This is a genomic window from Rathayibacter caricis DSM 15933 (genome assembly GCF_003044275.1).
Taxonomy (GTDB): domain Bacteria; phylum Actinomycetota; class Actinomycetes; order Actinomycetales; family Microbacteriaceae; genus Rathayibacter; species Rathayibacter caricis.
Map to the genome: position 1 here is coordinate 2,990,532 of NZ_PZPL01000001.1, position 15,064 is coordinate 3,005,595.

Below are 15,064 nucleotides of genomic sequence, written 5' to 3' on the forward strand. Positions count from 1 at the left end.
CCGGTCGCGACGCGGAGCGCAGCGCGGGAGGAGGAGGGGACGAGGCGGGATCTCCCGCCCCGTCGACCCTACTACGCGCTCGCGAAGCCCTCGGCCAGCGCGACGAGCGCCCGCACGGAGACCCCGGTCGGCCCGGCGCCCGTGAAGCCGTAGGCGCTGCCCGAGTTGTTCGCCGGACCGGCGATGTCGAGGTGGGCCCACGGGATCGTGGTGGCGTCTTCGCCCTCGCCGCGCGTGCCGACGAACTCGCGGAGGAAGTGCCCGGCGATGAGCATGCCCCCGGCGGTGCTGCCGATCTTCACGTTGGCGAGGTCGGCGACGTCGGAGTTGAGCAGTGGCCGCAGCTCCGGCGGGAACGGCATCTGCCAGAACGGCTCGCCCGCAGCGGTGGCCGTGCCGATCACGCGGGCCACCAGCTCGTCGTCGCCCATCACTCCCGTGTAGCGGTTGCCGAGGGCGACCATCGCCGCACCCGTGAGGGTGGCGACGTCGATGATCGCGTCGGGCTGCTCCTCGCTCGCGGCGACGATGCCGTCGGCGAGCACGAGGCGTCCCTCCGCGTCGGTGTTCAGGACCTCGACGGTCGTGCCGCCGCGGATGGTCAGCACGTCGTTGGGGCGGATCGCACTGCCCGAGGGCAGGTTCTCGGCGATGCAGAGCCAGGCCGTCACCCGCACGGGCAGGGCCAGCTCGGCGACGGCGCGGGCGACCGCCCAGACGGTCGCCGCACCGGTCATGTCGTACTTCATCCCGACCATCGACGCCGGCGGCTTGAGCGAGAGTCCGCCGCTGTCGAACGTGATGCCCTTGCCCACGAGCGCGAGGTGGGCGGTCGCCCCCTCGGGCGAGTAGGCGACCTTGACCAGGCGCGGGGGCCGGGTCGATCCGCTGCCGACCCCGAGGATCCCGCCGAAGCCGTCCTCGGCCAGGGCCGCCTCGTCCCAGACGGTGACCTCGAGGGGCAGGCCGGCCGCTCCGTCCTGCACCGCCTCGGCGAGGGTCTGCGGGTAGAGGTGCGACGGAGGGGTGTTGACGAGGTCCTTGACGGTGGCGACCGCGCGGCCCAGCACGAGGGCGCGCTCGAGGAGCGCCGGGTCCGACTCGGCATCGGTCGTGACGACCACCACGGACTCGACCGGTGTCTTCACCGTCTCGGCCGTGGTGCCGCGGAAGGCCGAGAAGGAGTAGGCGCCGAGCGCGGCTCCCTCGGCGACGGCGGCGAGTGCCTCCGGCGTGCTCGTGGGAAGGGCGAGGGCCACGGAGGCGGTCCCCGCGAGGGTGCGCACGGCGAGGCCGGCGGCGGTGCGCAGGACCGTGGGGGAGGGGTCGTCCGAGCCGAGGCCGACCAGCACGAGGACGCCCGCGGGACCGGCCGACGGGACCCGGAGGACCGACTCGACGGATCCGGTCGCACCCAGCGACGGAAGGGCCCTGACCACGTCCTCGAAGCCGTCCGCGCCGACGATCCGGGGGCCGTCCGGCCCCGGAGCGACGCCGAGGACGAGGGCGTCGGTGTCGATGTCGGAGGCGGGCGCGGTCGTGTACTCGAGAGAGGAGAGGGGCATGGCGGCCATGCTAGGCCGTGTTCCCGAGCACTGTTCGCTCAGGGCTCAGCGCCGCTCGCCGGCCCCTGCTGGGCGCCGTCTACAGTGGAAGGCATGCTGGATCCGGAAGACCTGTTCGAGATCGAGGGCGACCTCGCCGACGTGCCGCGCGGGCTCCACCTCGTCGCCGGACTGACCGGCTTCACCGACGCCGGGGGCGCCGTCGGCCAGCTGAACGAGTACCTCCTCGACACGCTCCAGCACCGGGCGATCGTGGCGTTCGACCAGGATCAGCTCCTCGACTACCGCGCGCGGCGCCCCATCATCACGTTCGACCAGGACCACCTGACCGACTACCGCCCGGCGACGCTGCGCCTCTCGCTCGCACATGACGAGCTGCACCAGCCGTTCCTCCTCCTCACCGGTTTCGAGCCCGACTTCCAGTGGGAGCGGTTCACCCGCGCGGTGGTCGGCCTCATCGACCGCCTCGAGGTCGCTGGGACCACCTGGGTGCACGCGATCCCGATGCCCGTGCCGCACACGCGGCCGGTGGGCGTCACCGTCAGCGGCAACCGCGAGGACCTCGTCGAGGCGATGTCGGTCTGGCGCCCGCACACGCAGATCCCCTCGAATGTCCTGCACCTGCTCGAGTACCGCCTCTACGAGCTCGGCATGCCCGCCGTCGGCTTCGCGCTGCTCATCCCGCACTACCTCTCGGACACCGAGTACCCGCAGGCCGCCGTTGCCGCGCTCGAGAGCATCTCGGCGTCGACCGGCCTCATCTTCCCGACCGACCGGCTGCGCGAGAGCGGGCGGGAGTTCCTCGCGAAGGTCGACGAGCAGGTGGGCGGCAACGACGAGCTGCAGAAGCTGGTCGCGGCGCTGGAGTCCCGTCACGACACCTACATGGAGGGCACGAGCCTCCGCTCGCCCCTGACGGACGAGGACGGAGCGGTTCCGAGTGCGGACGCGCTGGCCGCGGAGCTCGAGAAGTTCCTGGCCATCCGCCGCCCGGGCGACGAGGCCTCGGGCGCCTAGCCCTGCCCCCCGGTGGGGGCGCGCGGCCTTGATAGGCTCGGGCGAGTGCGATCTCGTCGAGCGTGGTTCGTCTTCGGAGCCGGTGCCTTCGCCTACCTGGTGGCGGTCCTCGACCGCACCACGCTGGGCGTCGCAGGGGTCGACGCGGCTGAGCGCTTCGACATCACCGCCGCGGTGCTGTCCTCGCTCGCCGTGGTCCAGCTGATCGTCTACGCGGGGATGCAGATCCCCGTCGGTATCCTGATCGACCGGTACGGGCCTCGGACGCTCATCCTCTCGGGCACGGCGCTCATGATGGTCGGCCAGGTGGTGCTGGCACTCGCCCCGTCGATCGGAGTCGCGATCGTCGGCCGGATCCTGGTCGGCGCAGGCGACGCCGCGATCTTCACGTCCGTCATCCGCCTCACCGTCGCCTGGTTCAGCGGTCCGATCGTGCCCCAGTTGTCGCAGTGGATCGGGAACATCGGCCAGGTGGGCCAGATCCTCTCCGCCCTCCCGTTCGCGGCGGTCCTGCACTCGGCGGGATGGACGCCCGCCTTCCTCTCGGCGGCGGGCCTGGGTGCGGTCGCCTTCCTCGGCGTGCTCCTCCTCGTCAGCGATCTTCCGCCCCGGACCGAGCCGATCGTCCTGACACCGCCGACGCTGCGGGCGACGATCGCGCAGCTCGGGGTGAGCCTGCGGAGGCCGGGGACCCAGCTCGGCTTCTGGTCGCACTTCGTGACGCAGTCCTCCGGGACGGTCTTCACCCTCCTCTGGGGATACCCCTTCCTCGTGTACGCCATCGGCCTGCCGCCCGCGGTCGCGGCCCCGACGCTGACCATCGTGGTGATCGCCGGCATCGTGGTGGGGCCGATCCTGGGCGTGCTCACGGCGCGGCATCCGATGCGCCGGAGCAACCTGGTGCTGGGGATCGTCTCGACCATGGCGCTCGCCTGGACCGTCGTGCTGCTCTGGCCGGGAGTGCCGCCGTACTGGCTCGTCGTGTTTCTCCTGGTCGTGATCGGCGCGGGCGGGCCCGGATCGATGATCGGCTTCGACTTCGCCCGCACCTTCAACCCGTCGCGGAGTCTCGGTGCCGCGAACGGAGTCGTGAACGTCGGCGGGTTCCTCGCGAGCTTCACGATGATGTTCGCCATCGGGCTCATCCTGGACGCGCTCGCCGGGCCCGGAGCGGACTCCGCCTCGCTGTACTCCCTGGAGAGCTTCCGTCTCGCGTGGTGCGTGCAGTACGTCGTGGTCGGGCTCGGCGTGCTCGGTCTGATCAGCGCCCGTCGGCGCACCCGCCGTCGCCTGGCGGAGGACGAGGGAATAACGGTGGCCCCTCTCTGGGTTGCACTGAGTGACCGTCTGCGCCGAGGACGATCCGGCCGCTGACGAAGCGCTCCGGCCCGTCCTCCGGCGGGGACCGCGGGTCGACGGGATCGGCGCCGGCGGCTCGCGGCCGATCGATCCGGGCCTTCCACGGCTCCGCGCGCGACCGCACTACTCAGGCGTGCAATAATTGTCAATAGGACCCGTTCGGGTCGAGGAGCACCAGGCCCACGTCGGGCGTGCGACGTCCTCGACTTGACATGGGTCCTCGTAATGCCCACCGACGGACGGCGCTCTCCGGAGCCGCCCGCGACCGGGACGCAACGGATGGAGAGGTGCCGCCATGGCCACCAGAGCTACCAAGACCGCAACGCTCGACGCCGTCGACGACGACGTGACGACGACCAAGAAGCCCGCGGCGCGCAAGCCTGCCGCGTCGAAGGCCCCGCGCAAGACTGCGGCGACGAAGGCCGCCGCCCCCGCTGAGGACGAGGAGCCGACCGAGGCCGTCGAGCCCGAGGAGGCCGACGACGACGACACCGAGGTGGTCGTCGTCGAGGACACCGAGACCGAGGCCAAGGACGACGCCGAGACCCCCGACGCTCCCGTCGCGCCGGTCGCCGCACCGGAGGCACCGCTGCCCAGCGGTGCGCTGGTGCTCTCGTTCGGCGGCGACGACGACGAGGTCCCCGTCTACTCGACGGCGATCACCGGAGCGACCGCCGACCCGGTCAAGGACTACCTGAAGCAGATTGGCAAGGTCGCGCTCCTGAACGCGGCCGAGGAGGTCGAGCTCGCGATGCGCATCGAGGCGGGTCTCTTCGCCGAGGACAAGCTGGCGAACTCGACCGACCTCAGCCCCGAGCTCGTCCGCGAGCTGCGCTGGGTCGCGAAGGACGGACAGCGCGCGAAGAGCCACCTGCTCGGAGCGAACCTCCGCCTGGTGGTCAGCCTCGCCAAGCGCTACACCGGCCGCGGCATGCAGTTCCTGGACCTGATCCAGGAGGGCAACCTCGGTCTGATCCGCGCCGTCGAGAAGTTCGACTACACCAAGGGCTTCAAGTTCTCGACCTACGCGACGTGGTGGATCCGCCAGGCGATCACCCGCGCGATGGCCGACCAGGCCCGCACCATCCGCATCCCGGTGCACATGGTCGAGGTCATCAACAAGCTGGCCCGCGTGCAGCGTCAGATGCTCCAGGACCTGGGTCGCGAGCCCACGCCCGAGGAGCTGTCGCGCGAGCTCGACATGACCCCCGAGAAGGTCATCGAGGTGCAGAAGTACGGCCGCGAGCCGATCTCGCTGCACACGCCCCTGGGCGAGGACGGCGACAGCGAGTTCGGCGACCTCATCGAGGACACCGAGGCCGTCGTCCCCGCCGACGCCGTGGGCTTCACGATGCTGCAGAAGCAGCTCGAGTCGCTCCTGGACTCCCTCTCCGAGCGCGAGGCGGGCGTGATCCGCATGCGCTTCGGCCTCGGCGACGGGATGCCCAAGACCCTCGACCAGATCGGCGACACCTTCGGCGTGACGCGCGAGCGCATCCGCCAGATCGAGTCCAAGACGATGGCGAAGCTGCGCCACCCGTCCCGGTCGCAGTCGCTCCGCGACTACCTCGAGTAGACCGGTGATCCGCTACGCGCCGGCGGTCCTCCTCGGGAGGGCCGCCCGGTTCGCGGCGCGCGCCCGGAAGCCCGGCGGGGGATCCGCCGTGCCCGGACTCGTCGTGAACCGCGTCGCGCCCGGATTCCTGCCCGCGGTCCTCGACGGGTTCCCGGAGGGACTCGTCGTGGTCAGCGGTTCCGCCGGCAAGTCCACGACGACGAAGATGCTGGTCGCCGTCCTGCGCGCCCACGGGCTGCGCGTCTTCACGAACCCCTCGACTGCCAACATCGCGCAGGGGCTCACCTCCGCTCTGCTCGAGCGGACGGACCTGCGGGGCCGGATCGACGCGGACATCGCCGTCCTCGAGATGGACGAGGGTCACGGCGCCCGCCTCGCTCCGCGCATGCGCCCCCGTGTGGTCGCCCTCACCAACGTGGTCGTCGATCAGATCGACCGCTTCTTCGACCCCGCGATGGTCGCCCGGATGCTCGCCACCATCTCCGAGCGCGCCACCGGTCACGTGATCCTCAACGCCGACGACCGGCATGTCGCCGCCCTCGCCGCGGCCCTGCCGGACGAGCGCGTGCGCTGGTACGGGGTCTCCGCGGACGTCCGCGGCGAGGCGCCCGGCGGGCTGGGATACGCGGCCGAGGCCGAGTCCGGCACGGATCGCGCCACGACCGTCGTCTCGACGACGAGCGGAGCGGCCGCCTCGATCGACAGCCACGGCGAGCGACTCGACGTCCGACTCCCGGCGCGCGGAGTGCACTACGCCGTGGACGCCGCGGCCGCCGTCTCCGCCGCCCGCGCGGTGCTCGGGGAGCGCTTCGTCGCAACCACCGCGTCCACCGCACTGTCGTCGATCGACCCCGTGTTCGGACGGGGGGAGGTCGTCGTCGTGCGCGGACAGGAGGTCGAGTTCGTCCTGGTGCAGAACCCGGCGAGCTACCGACTGAACATCGCGGAGATCCCGTCGGGGACCGAGCAGATCATGCTCGCGATCGGCTCCGACGTGCGCGATCCGTCCTACTTCTGGCCGGTGGACACCTCCGGACTCGGCCGCGTCAGCGCCGTCTCGGGGTCCAAGGCCCACGAGGCGGCGCTGCACCTGCAGTACGACGGCGTCGAGATCGACTCCGTCGACGACGATCTCGGACGCGCGCTCGACCGCTTCCTCGCGCTGCCCGCGCCCTCCGTGGGCCGGAAGACGATCGTGTTCTCAGCCGATTCGATGCGCCGCACGCGGGCCCACCTCCAGCTCACCTCCAACCGCGAGGAGACCTCGTGACCGTCCTGCGGATCGGCGTGCTCGCCCCCGACGTCCTCGACAGCAACGGGGACGCCGCGAACGCGCGCGTGCTCGTCGCCCGTGCACGCTGGGCGGGGCTGGAGGCCGAGCTGGTCGGCCTGCACCACCGCGACGACTTCCGCGAGCGGCCGGACGTCCTGGTGGCCGGCACCGGCGCGGATCAGGATCTCCCGGGAGTGCTCGACGTTCTCCGCGACGTCGACGCCACCGTCCGCGGCTGGGCCGACTCCGGAACCGAGTTCGTCGCGATCGGCGCGGGCTGGGAGCTCCTCGCCGAGTCCTTCAGCACGCTGGAAGGTGTCGTGAGCGGGATCGGGGTCTTCCCGGGCCGGAGCGTTCCCGCTGCGGAGCGGGTGACCGACGACCTCGTGCTCGACAGCGCCTCCGGGGTGCTCGTCGGGTTCGAGAACCACGTCCGGCGCTTCGAGGGCATCGATCCGGGCTCGGTGCTCGGGCGGGTGCTGCACGGAGTGGGCGACGGGAACGGGGTCGAGGGGTACCTCGCCGGATCGCTGCTCGGCAGCCATCTGCACGGGCCCCTGCTCGCGAAGAACCCGGTCCTGGCGGACACGATCCTCCAGCGGGTCGCGGAGCGGCACGGCCTCGATTACGAGGCTGACGACCCGCGGCTGCGTCAGGCAGACGACACAGCACGAGCCGCCCGCGAGGTCATCGCGAAGCGGCTCGGTGTCGGACGGTAGGACGCACTCAGCGCCCTGACGGCCGATCGGGGGCGGATGCCCGGACGATCAGGGGCGCTGCTCCTCGAAGAGCCGCGCGGACTCGTCGTGCCAGCTCTGAGCGATGCTGGAGAGCTTCTCCTGGTACTTCTTGCCGTGGTGCGCGCAGAACAGCAGTTCTCCGTTGTTCACGACGACGCGGATGTACGCCTGGGCGCCGCAGCTGTCGCAGCGGTCGGCGGCGGAGAGCTGGTGGGCACCCGCGAGCTCGTCCACGCCATTAGGGGTTGCGGTGGTCGACATGACTTGGCCTCCTGCACTCGGTCTTCGATCTGTGCTTGATGGAACCCATCCAAGCACGCGATTGTTTCCGCGCAGAGACGATCGAGGGGCATTTCGCTCTGCGCGTAGGGGCGCCCGAGCACTGGCGCTCGGCCCCTCGGAGTGCCGCGTCGCGTCGGGGCGGGACGACCCCGCGAAAGTAAACTGGAGGAATGGCCTCCACCGACTACTCCGCCCGTCACCTCTCCGTGCTGGAGGGCCTCGAGGCGGTCCGGAAGCGGCCGGGCATGTACATCGGCTCGACCGATTCGCGCGGACTCATGCACTGCCTGTGGGAGATCATCGACAACTCCGTCGACGAGGCCCTGGGCGGGCACGGAAGCGAGATCAGCGTCGTGCTGCACGCCGACGACAGCGTCGAGGTGCGCGACCGCGCGCGGGGCATCCCGGTCGACATCGAGCCCAAGACGGGGCTGTCCGGCGTCGAGGTCGTGTTCACGAAGCTCCACGCGGGCGGCAAGTTCGGCTCCGGCTCCTACGCGGCGTCCGGCGGCCTGCACGGCGTCGGCGCGTCCGTCGTCAACGCGCTGTCCGAGCGACTCGACGTCGAGGTCGACCGCAACGGCCGCACCTACCGGATGTCCTTCCACCGCGGCGAGCCCGGGCGGTTCGCCGATGCGGGGGAGCCGACTCCGGACGCCCCGTTCACGCCCTTCGAGAACGGCTCGGAGCTGACCGTCGTCGGCAAGGTGGCGAAGGGCGTCACCGGCACGCGTGTGCGCTACTGGGCCGATCGGCAGATCTTCACCAAGGGCGCCGCGTTCCAGACGGAGGACCTGGTGACCCGGGCGCGGCAGACGGCGTTCCTGGTGCCGGGGCTCACGATCGACATCGTCGACGACCGCGCCGAGGAGCGGCGCGCCGAGATGTTCCGCTACGACGGCGGCATCTCGGAGTTCGTCGAGTTCCTCGCCCCCGATTCCGCGGTGACCGACGTGCTCCGGCTCACGGGCACCGGCACCTTCACCGAGAGCGTGCCCGTGCTCACCCCCGGCGGTGCGATGGTCTCGACCGAGGTCGAGCGCACCTGCGAGGTCGACATCGCGCTGCGCTGGGGAACGGGCTACGAGACGGTGATGCGCAGCTTCGTCAACATCATCGCCACTCCCAAGGGCGGGACGCACCAGACCGGCTTCGAGCAGGGACTGCTGAAGCTGCTCCGCTCGCAGGTCGAGGCGAACGCCCGCCGACTCAAGGCGGGCTCCGACAAGGTCGAGAAGGACGACGTCCTGGCCGGCCTGACCGCGGTGCTGACCGTGCGCCTGCCCGAGCCGCAGTTCGAGGGGCAGACGAAGGAGATCCTCGGGACGCCGGCGGTGCGCGCCATCGTGGCCCAGACCGTCGGATCGACGCTGGGCGCGGTCTTCTCGTCGTCCAAGCGCGAGGACAAGACGCAGATGTCGCAGCTGCTCGAGAAGGTCGTCGCCGAGATGAAGTCGCGCATCTCGGCCCGCGCGCACAAGGAGACGCAGCGCCGCAAGAACGCGCTGGAGTCCTCCTCGCTTCCCGCGAAGCTCGTCGACTGCCGCAGCAACGACGTCGAGAACAGCGAGCTGTTCATCGTCGAGGGCGACTCGGCGCTCGGCACGGCCAAACTGGCCCGCAACAGCGAGTACCAGGCGCTGCTGCCCATCCGCGGCAAGATCCTCAACGTGCAGAAGGCCAGCGTCGCCGACATGCTCTCGAACACGGAGTGCGCGTCCATGATCCAGGTCATCGGAGCCGGCTCGGGCCGCTCCTTCGACCTGTCGGTCGCGCGCTACGGGAAGATCATCCTGATGAGCGACGCCGATGTCGACGGCGCCCACATCCGGACCCTGCTGCTGACGCTCTTCTTCCGCTACATGCGTCCGCTCGTGGAGGCGGGGCGCGTGTTCGCCGCCGTGCCCCCGCTGCACCGGGTGGTCGTCATGAACGCGGGCAAGAAGCCGAACGAGACGATCTACACCTACTCCGAGAAGGAGCTGCAGGGCGTCCTGGCCGGTCTCGCCAAGGCCGGACGCCGGTTCCAGGACCCCATCCAGCGCTACAAGGGCCTCGGGGAGATGGATGCGGACCAGCTCGCGACCACCACGATGGATCGGGCGCGCCGGACGCTGCGACGCGTCCGCGTCTCGGACGCCGAGAACGCGGGCCGCGTCTTCGAGCTGCTGATGGGCAACGAGGTCGCGCCGCGGAAGGACTTCATCGTCCGCGGGTCCGAGACGCTCTCGCGCGACCGAATCGACGTCTGACCCGCGCGGGGCCCCCTTCGAGAGGGCAGCGCCCAGGTTCCGGCGCGCTCGCGCGTCAGAGCAGCTCGGGTGCCGCGCCGATCGTCGCGATCGGGGCCGCGACGGGCACACCCGAACCGTCGCGCTTCATCCCGGACTCGGGCAGCGCGGCGACCGAGCCGTCGGCCTCGAGGGCGTGGGCGGGACCCGGGCCGACCCAGGCGACTCCGAGCGCCGTCTCGCCCTTGAGGAAGCGCTGCGCGCGGACACCGCCCGTCGCGCGGCCCTTCGATGGGAACTCCGAGAACGGCGAGACCTTCGCGCTGCCGGCGTCGGTGCCGGTCAGCGCCCAGCTGTCGACGGCGACGGTCGCGACGACGGCGTCCTCGCGATCGTCCGCCGAGACGACCGAGAAGTGCACCACCTCGTCCGTCTCGCCGAGCTTCACGCCCGCCATGCCCGCCGCGGTCCGGCCCTGGGGGCGCACAGCGGAGGCGGAGAAGCGCAGCAGCTGGGCCTCGCCGGTGACGAAGACGAGCTCGTCGTCGTCGGCGGCGGGTGCCGCTCCGACCACCGCGTCCTTCGGACGGAGTGCGATGAGCTCGATGTCGGGCCGGCTCTGCAGCTCGGAGACCGAGACGCGCTTGACGACTCCCTGGAGGGTGCCGAGGGCGATCGGCCGGGTGTCGTCGAGCGCGACGAGGGCGAGGACGCGCTCGTTCTTGGCCAGGCCGGTCAGGTAGTCGGCCATCCGGACGCCCGCTCCGAGCTGCACGGACGACGACGGGACGGACGGGACGTCGACGGGGGAGAAGCGCAGGAGGCGTCCGGCGGACGTGACGGCGCCGATCTCGCTCCGGCTGGTCGTGTCGAGGGTGCTCAGCACGGCGTCGTGCTTGCTGCGGCGCGTCGCGCGGACGGGCTGCGCGGCCGCCTCCGGATCGCGGTCGACGCGGACCATGCGGCCCGTGGTGCTGAGGTGGATGCGGCACGGGACGTCGGCGATCTCGAGCACGGCCGCGGTCTTGCGACCGGTCGTCGCGACGGACGGCCGCGCCTCGGTCAGCAGGGTGCGGCGGGGGGTGCCGAGGCGCTGGGCGACGTCGTCGAGCTCGTCCGAGACGAGCGCCTCGATCCGGGCGCGACTGCCCAGGAGCTCTTCGAGCTCGGCGATCTCGGCGAGAAGGGTGTCGCGCTCGGTCTCGAGCTCGATGCGCGAGAACTTCGTCAGGCGGCGCAACTGGAGCTCGAGGATGTAGTCGGCCTGGATCGTGCTGAGGTCGAAGACCTCGATGAGGCGGGCGCGCGCGGCCGCGGTGTCGTCGCTGCCGCGGATGAGCTGGATGACCTCGTCGATGTCGAGGATCGCGACGAGGAGTCCCTCCACGAGGTGCAGTCGCTCCTGACGCTTGCGGAGGCGGTACCGCGAGCGTCGCGTCACGACCGTCACGCGGTGGCCGACGTAGACCTGCAGGAGCTCCTTGAGCCCGAGGGTGCGGGGCTGGCCGTCGACGAGCGCGACGTTGTTGATCGCGAACGCGTCCTCCAGCGGGGTGTAGCGGTAGAGCTGCTCGAGCACCGCCTCCGGGCTGAAGCCGGTCTTGATCCCGATGACGAGTCGGAGTCCGTTGTCGCGGTCGGTGAGGTCGGTGACGTCGGCGATGCCGCTCAGCTTCTTGTTCTGGACGCCGTCCTTGATCTTGTCGATGACCTTCTCGGCGCCGACGAGGTACGGGAGCTCCGTCACCACGAGCCCGGACTTGCGGGCGGTGATGCTCTCGACCGAGACGCGGGCGCGGGTCTTGAAGCTGCCCCGCCCGGTGGCGTAGGCGTCCCGCACACCCGCGAGACCGACGATGGTCCCCCCGCTCGGGAAGTCGGGACCGGGCACGAAGGACATCAGATCCTCGAGCGAGGCGTCGGGGTGCGCGATGAGGTGCCGCGCCGCGCCGATGACCTCGATGAGGTTGTGCGGGGCCATGTTCGTGGCCATGCCGACCGCGATGCCGCTCGCGCCGTTGACCAGGAGGTTCGGGAACGCGGCCGGCAGCACCTCCGGCTGCTGGTGCGAGTTGTCGTAGTTGGGGACGAAGTCGACGACGTCCTCGCCGAGGTGCTCCGTCATCGCCAGGGCGGCGGGGGCGAGACGCGCCTCGGTGTAGCGGGCGGCCGCAGGACCGTCGTCGAGGGAGCCGAAGTTGCCGTGCCCGTCGACCAGCGGGACCCGGAGGGTGAACGGCTGCGCGAGGCGCACGAGGGAGTCGTAGATCGAGGCGTCGCCGTGCGGGTGCAGCTTGCCCATCACTTCGCCGGTCACGCGGGCCGACTTCACGTGGCCGTGATCGGGACGCAGACCCATCTCGCTCATCATGTAGAGGATCCGGCGCTGCACGGGCTTCAGACCGTCGCGAGCATCGGGAAGGGCGCGCGAATAGATGACCGAGTAGGCGTACTCGAGGAACGAGCCCTCCATCTCGGTGGAGACGTCGACGTCCTCGATGCGCTCGACCAGCGAGGAGTGCGCGGGCTGGGAGGGGGTTGCAGCGTTCATGACTCACTTCGACGGCGGACGCGGGCGCGGCACCGGAGCGGCACCTCTCGCGCTCCGAGGGCGGTGCGCCCACCTCCGCGGACGAGCGGACGGGGCGACGACCGGAATCACGGGGGTGTCGGGCGGACCCCGGTGACGCCGACCCGCACGGGCCTCGGCCCCGCGGGGCTCGCCGCGCGCGAGGAGCACTGTGCGAAACTGAGCGCGATGACCCACATGCTACCCGCCGCCCCCCTCGGGCGGCGGAGCCTCGCCGACGTCCTCCCCGGTGCCCTCGACGCGGTGCTCGGCGTGCCGGGCGTGTTCGGCGCCCCGAGGGTCGACCGCGTCGTCGTCGTCCTGGTGGACGGGCTGGGGGCGTCGAGCCTGAAGCAGCGTGCCGGCCACGCCCGCACCCTCGCGCCCGCGCTGACGCGCGCGACGACCATCCCCTCCGGGTTCCCGACGACCACCGCCGCAGCACTCGCCAGTCTCACGACGGGGACGCGGCCCGGAGAGCACGGCATGGTGGGGTACCGGGTGCTCGACCGCTCGGCCGACCGCCTCGTCAACCAGCTCTCGGGGTGGGACGCGGGCATGGTCCCGGAGCTGTGGCAGCCGCGTCCGACGGTCTTCGAGCGGGCGACCGCGGAGCACGTCGCCGCGAGCGTCATCGGCCCGTCGCGGTACGCCAGGTCGGGCCTGACCCGCGCGATCCTCCGCGGGGCCGAGTACCGGTCGGCCGGCAGCATCGCCGAGCGCTTCGCGGCCGCGCGCGATCTGCTCGACGGCGGTGGGCGCCGCCTCGTCTACCTGTACGTGCCCGAGCTCGACATGACTTCGCACGCCCGCGGCTGGGAGTCGCCGGAGTGGACCGCCGCCCTCGAGCTCCTCGACGGCGAGGTCTCGTCGTTCGTCCGCGGCCTGGGGCCGCGCGAGGCCGCGCTGGTCACGGCCGATCACGGCGTCCTCGACGTCCCTGCCTCCTCCCACGTGCTCGTCGGAGGACCGCTTCTGGAGGGGGTGCGCCACCTCGCCGGCGAGCCCCGCTGCCTCCAGCTGCACCTGGAGGCCGACGCCGATCTCGGAGCCGTGCTCGAGCGCTGGCGGGCTGCCGAGGGCGACAGAGCGTGGATCGCCTCGCGCGACGAGGTCGCCGCCAGCGGCTGGTTCGGCGAGGTCGGCCCCGCCGCCGCCGACCGGATGGGCGACGTGTTCGTCGCAGCCCGGAAGGCGATCGCCTACTACGACGCCGAGGACGCCTCCGGCCGCTCCATGGTCGGCCAGCACGGCTCGCTCACCCCCGAGGAGACCCAGGTGCCGCTGATCGGCTTCGGAGCCTTCGCGGGCGTCTGACGGGATCCGGCGAGCCGCGCCTCAGTCCTCGCTGCGGGCTCCGAAGACGATCTCGTCCCAGCTCGGCATCGACGCCCGACCCCGGCGGAAGCCGCCGCGGGCGCTCGACGGGGCCTGCTCCTTGGCCGGAGCGGGAGCGGCGGCGGCGGGCGGTGCCGGGCGCTCGGGCTCGGGGGCCTTCTCGACGACCGGCGCCTCCTGCACGGGCTCCTCGCGCACGCGCAGCGACGATGCGTGATCGCGCTCGCCCCGACGACGCCGCAGCGCATCGAGCAGATCGGCGGTGTCGTTGAGGTTCCGCTCCCGCTGCTCGGTCGTGGTCGAGACGCGGGGGAGGGTCGACACCACGCGGGGCGTCTCGGCGAGGGCCGGCTGCGGCTCCGTGTCGGAGGGGCGGACAGCGGTCGGCCGCGCATGCGGCAGGGCCGACGGGCGTCCGGTCGCGGGGTGCTCGCCGCGGGAGCTCCTCGAGGAGTCGCCCGATCGGGAGAAGGCGTCGGTGTCGAAGCGCGTCGCGAGCTCGTCCACGGCGGCAGGGATGACGGCGCGCAGGCGGGGGATGAGGGTCGGCCGGATCTCGCCCTGCTGGGAGAGGGTCGTGGCCTCGGGCGTCAGCGGAGAGAGCAGCGCCTTCCGCGGGTCGAAGCGCCAGCGCGCGTCGTGGTCGATCTCGTCCGAGCGGAACAGGAGCTTGACGACCCAGCCGTCCTCCTCCTTCCAGCTCGACCACTGCTCGCCCTCGGCGCCCAGGGAGGCGAGGCGCTCCCGGATGACGTCGCCGAACGGCGTGCCCTCCTCGAGGGGATCCGGGTCGGCGCTCGTGTAGACGCGCACGGAGAGTGCGGAGGCGACGACGTGCTCGCGCTCGGCGGTCACGGGGCCCTCGAAGCGCTGCACGTGCTCGAGCGAGGCGCCGGTGAGCTCGGCGACCTCTTCGGGGGAGAGCCCCGAGCGGATGTGGGCCTGGATCTCGCGGGGCGAGACGCGCGTCTCGCGCGGCGGCAGGGAGTGCACGCGCGGGCGGAGCTGGCTCTGCAGCGTCTCGTCGATCCGCACCGAGAACCGTTCGCCTCCGTCGGAGACGAGGACGAGCGATCCGCTCTCGACGCCGATCACCTTCAGTTCCATCATCGTG

General features: G+C 71.7%; 11 protein-coding genes. 7 read left to right on the forward strand and 4 right to left on the reverse strand.

Going from position 1 to position 15,064, the window contains the following annotated elements; all coding sequences use genetic code 11:
* Positions 1–71 precede the first annotated feature (71 nt).
* Complete coding sequence (locus C1I63_RS13925) at positions 72–1,565, reverse strand: leucyl aminopeptidase (RefSeq protein ID WP_107575879.1); 1,494 nt, start codon at positions 1,563–1,565, stop codon at positions 72–74.
* A 93-nt stretch (positions 1,566–1,658) separates the two neighbouring features.
* Here C1I63_RS13925 and C1I63_RS13930 point away from each other — a divergent pair, with 93 nt between their 5' ends.
* The 5 genes from C1I63_RS13930 (at position 1,659) to C1I63_RS13950 (ending at position 7,509) form a co-directional block, all read left to right on the forward strand.
* The gene (locus C1I63_RS13930) at positions 1,659–2,582 is read left to right on the forward strand and encodes a proteasome assembly chaperone family protein (protein ID WP_055792297.1); all 924 of its coding nucleotides are present in this window, start codon (positions 1,659–1,661) and stop codon (positions 2,580–2,582) included.
* A 45-nt stretch (positions 2,583–2,627) separates the two neighbouring features.
* Complete coding sequence (locus C1I63_RS13935; protein WP_107575165.1) at positions 2,628–3,956, forward strand: MFS transporter; 1,329 nt, start codon at positions 2,628–2,630, stop codon at positions 3,954–3,956.
* Between the two features lie 280 nt (positions 3,957–4,236).
* Positions 4,237–5,517 (forward strand): RNA polymerase sigma factor, encoded by a 1,281-nt coding sequence (locus C1I63_RS13940; RefSeq protein ID WP_107575166.1) that lies wholly within the window; start codon positions 4,237–4,239, stop codon positions 5,515–5,517.
* A 4-nt stretch (positions 5,518–5,521) separates the two neighbouring features.
* A complete protein-coding gene (locus tag C1I63_RS13945) occupies positions 5,522–6,787 on the forward strand; it encodes a Mur ligase family protein (protein WP_107575167.1) in 1,266 nt (421 codons plus the stop codon).
* Complete coding sequence (locus C1I63_RS13950) at positions 6,784–7,509, forward strand: type 1 glutamine amidotransferase (protein WP_107575168.1); 726 nt, start codon at positions 6,784–6,786, stop codon at positions 7,507–7,509. Before C1I63_RS13945 ends, C1I63_RS13950 begins: the two co-directional genes overlap by 4 nt.
* Positions 7,510–7,557: 48 nt before the next feature.
* On the opposite strand, the gene C1I63_RS13955 is transcribed toward C1I63_RS13950, so the two are convergent.
* On the reverse strand, positions 7,558–7,791 hold the full coding sequence (locus C1I63_RS13955) for a DUF7455 domain-containing protein (protein WP_055792284.1): 234 nt from the start codon (positions 7,789–7,791) through the stop codon (positions 7,558–7,560).
* A 191-nt stretch (positions 7,792–7,982) separates the two neighbouring features.
* On the opposite strand from C1I63_RS13955, the gene C1I63_RS13960 reads away from it, so the two are divergent.
* Positions 7,983–10,064: a DNA gyrase/topoisomerase IV subunit B gene (locus tag C1I63_RS13960; RefSeq protein WP_055792282.1), complete on the forward strand. Its 2,082-nt coding sequence runs from the start codon at positions 7,983–7,985 to the stop codon at positions 10,062–10,064.
* Between the two features lie 55 nt (positions 10,065–10,119).
* Here the strand turns inward: C1I63_RS13960 and C1I63_RS13965 are convergent, their stop codons facing one another.
* Positions 10,120–12,594, reverse strand: a complete 2,475-nt coding sequence (locus C1I63_RS13965) for a DNA gyrase/topoisomerase IV subunit A (protein WP_107575169.1) — start codon at positions 12,592–12,594, stop codon at positions 10,120–10,122.
* Between the two features lie 207 nt (positions 12,595–12,801).
* On the opposite strand from C1I63_RS13965, the gene C1I63_RS13970 reads away from it, so the two are divergent.
* Positions 12,802–13,929 carry an alkaline phosphatase family protein gene (locus C1I63_RS13970; protein ID WP_211315626.1) on the forward strand — a complete coding sequence of 376 codons (1,128 nt, stop codon included), beginning with the start codon at positions 12,802–12,804 and terminating at the stop codon, positions 13,927–13,929.
* A 21-nt stretch (positions 13,930–13,950) separates the two neighbouring features.
* On the opposite strand, the gene sepH is transcribed toward C1I63_RS13970, so the two are convergent.
* The gene (sepH, locus tag C1I63_RS13975; RefSeq protein WP_107575170.1) at positions 13,951–15,060 is read right to left on the reverse strand and encodes a septation protein SepH; all 1,110 of its coding nucleotides are present in this window, start codon (positions 15,058–15,060) and stop codon (positions 13,951–13,953) included.
* Positions 15,061–15,064: the final 4 nt, after the last annotated feature.

Bases quoted from the DNA above. Each gene is read 5' to 3' on its own strand.
- C1I63_RS13940 (WP_107575166.1), top strand. From the start codon at position 4,237: ATGGCCACCAGAGCTACCAAGACCGCAACGCTCGACGCCGTCGACGAC.
- C1I63_RS13925 (WP_107575879.1), bottom strand. From the start codon at position 1,565: ATGCCCCTCTCCTCTCTCGAGTACACGACCGCGCCCGCCTCCGACATC.
- C1I63_RS13960 (WP_055792282.1), top strand. From the start codon at position 7,983: ATGGCCTCCACCGACTACTCCGCCCGTCACCTCTCCGTGCTGGAGGGC.
- C1I63_RS13930 (WP_055792297.1), top strand. From the start codon at position 1,659: ATGCTGGATCCGGAAGACCTGTTCGAGATCGAGGGCGACCTCGCCGAC.
- C1I63_RS13955 (WP_055792284.1), bottom strand. From the start codon at position 7,791: ATGTCGACCACCGCAACCCCTAATGGCGTGGACGAGCTCGCGGGTGCC.
- C1I63_RS13965 (WP_107575169.1), bottom strand. From the start codon at position 12,594: ATGAACGCTGCAACCCCCTCCCAGCCCGCGCACTCCTCGCTGGTCGAG.
- sepH (WP_107575170.1), bottom strand. From the start codon at position 15,060: ATGATGGAACTGAAGGTGATCGGCGTCGAGAGCGGATCGCTCGTCCTC.
- C1I63_RS13970 (WP_211315626.1), top strand. From the start codon at position 12,802: ATGACCCACATGCTACCCGCCGCCCCCCTCGGGCGGCGGAGCCTCGCC.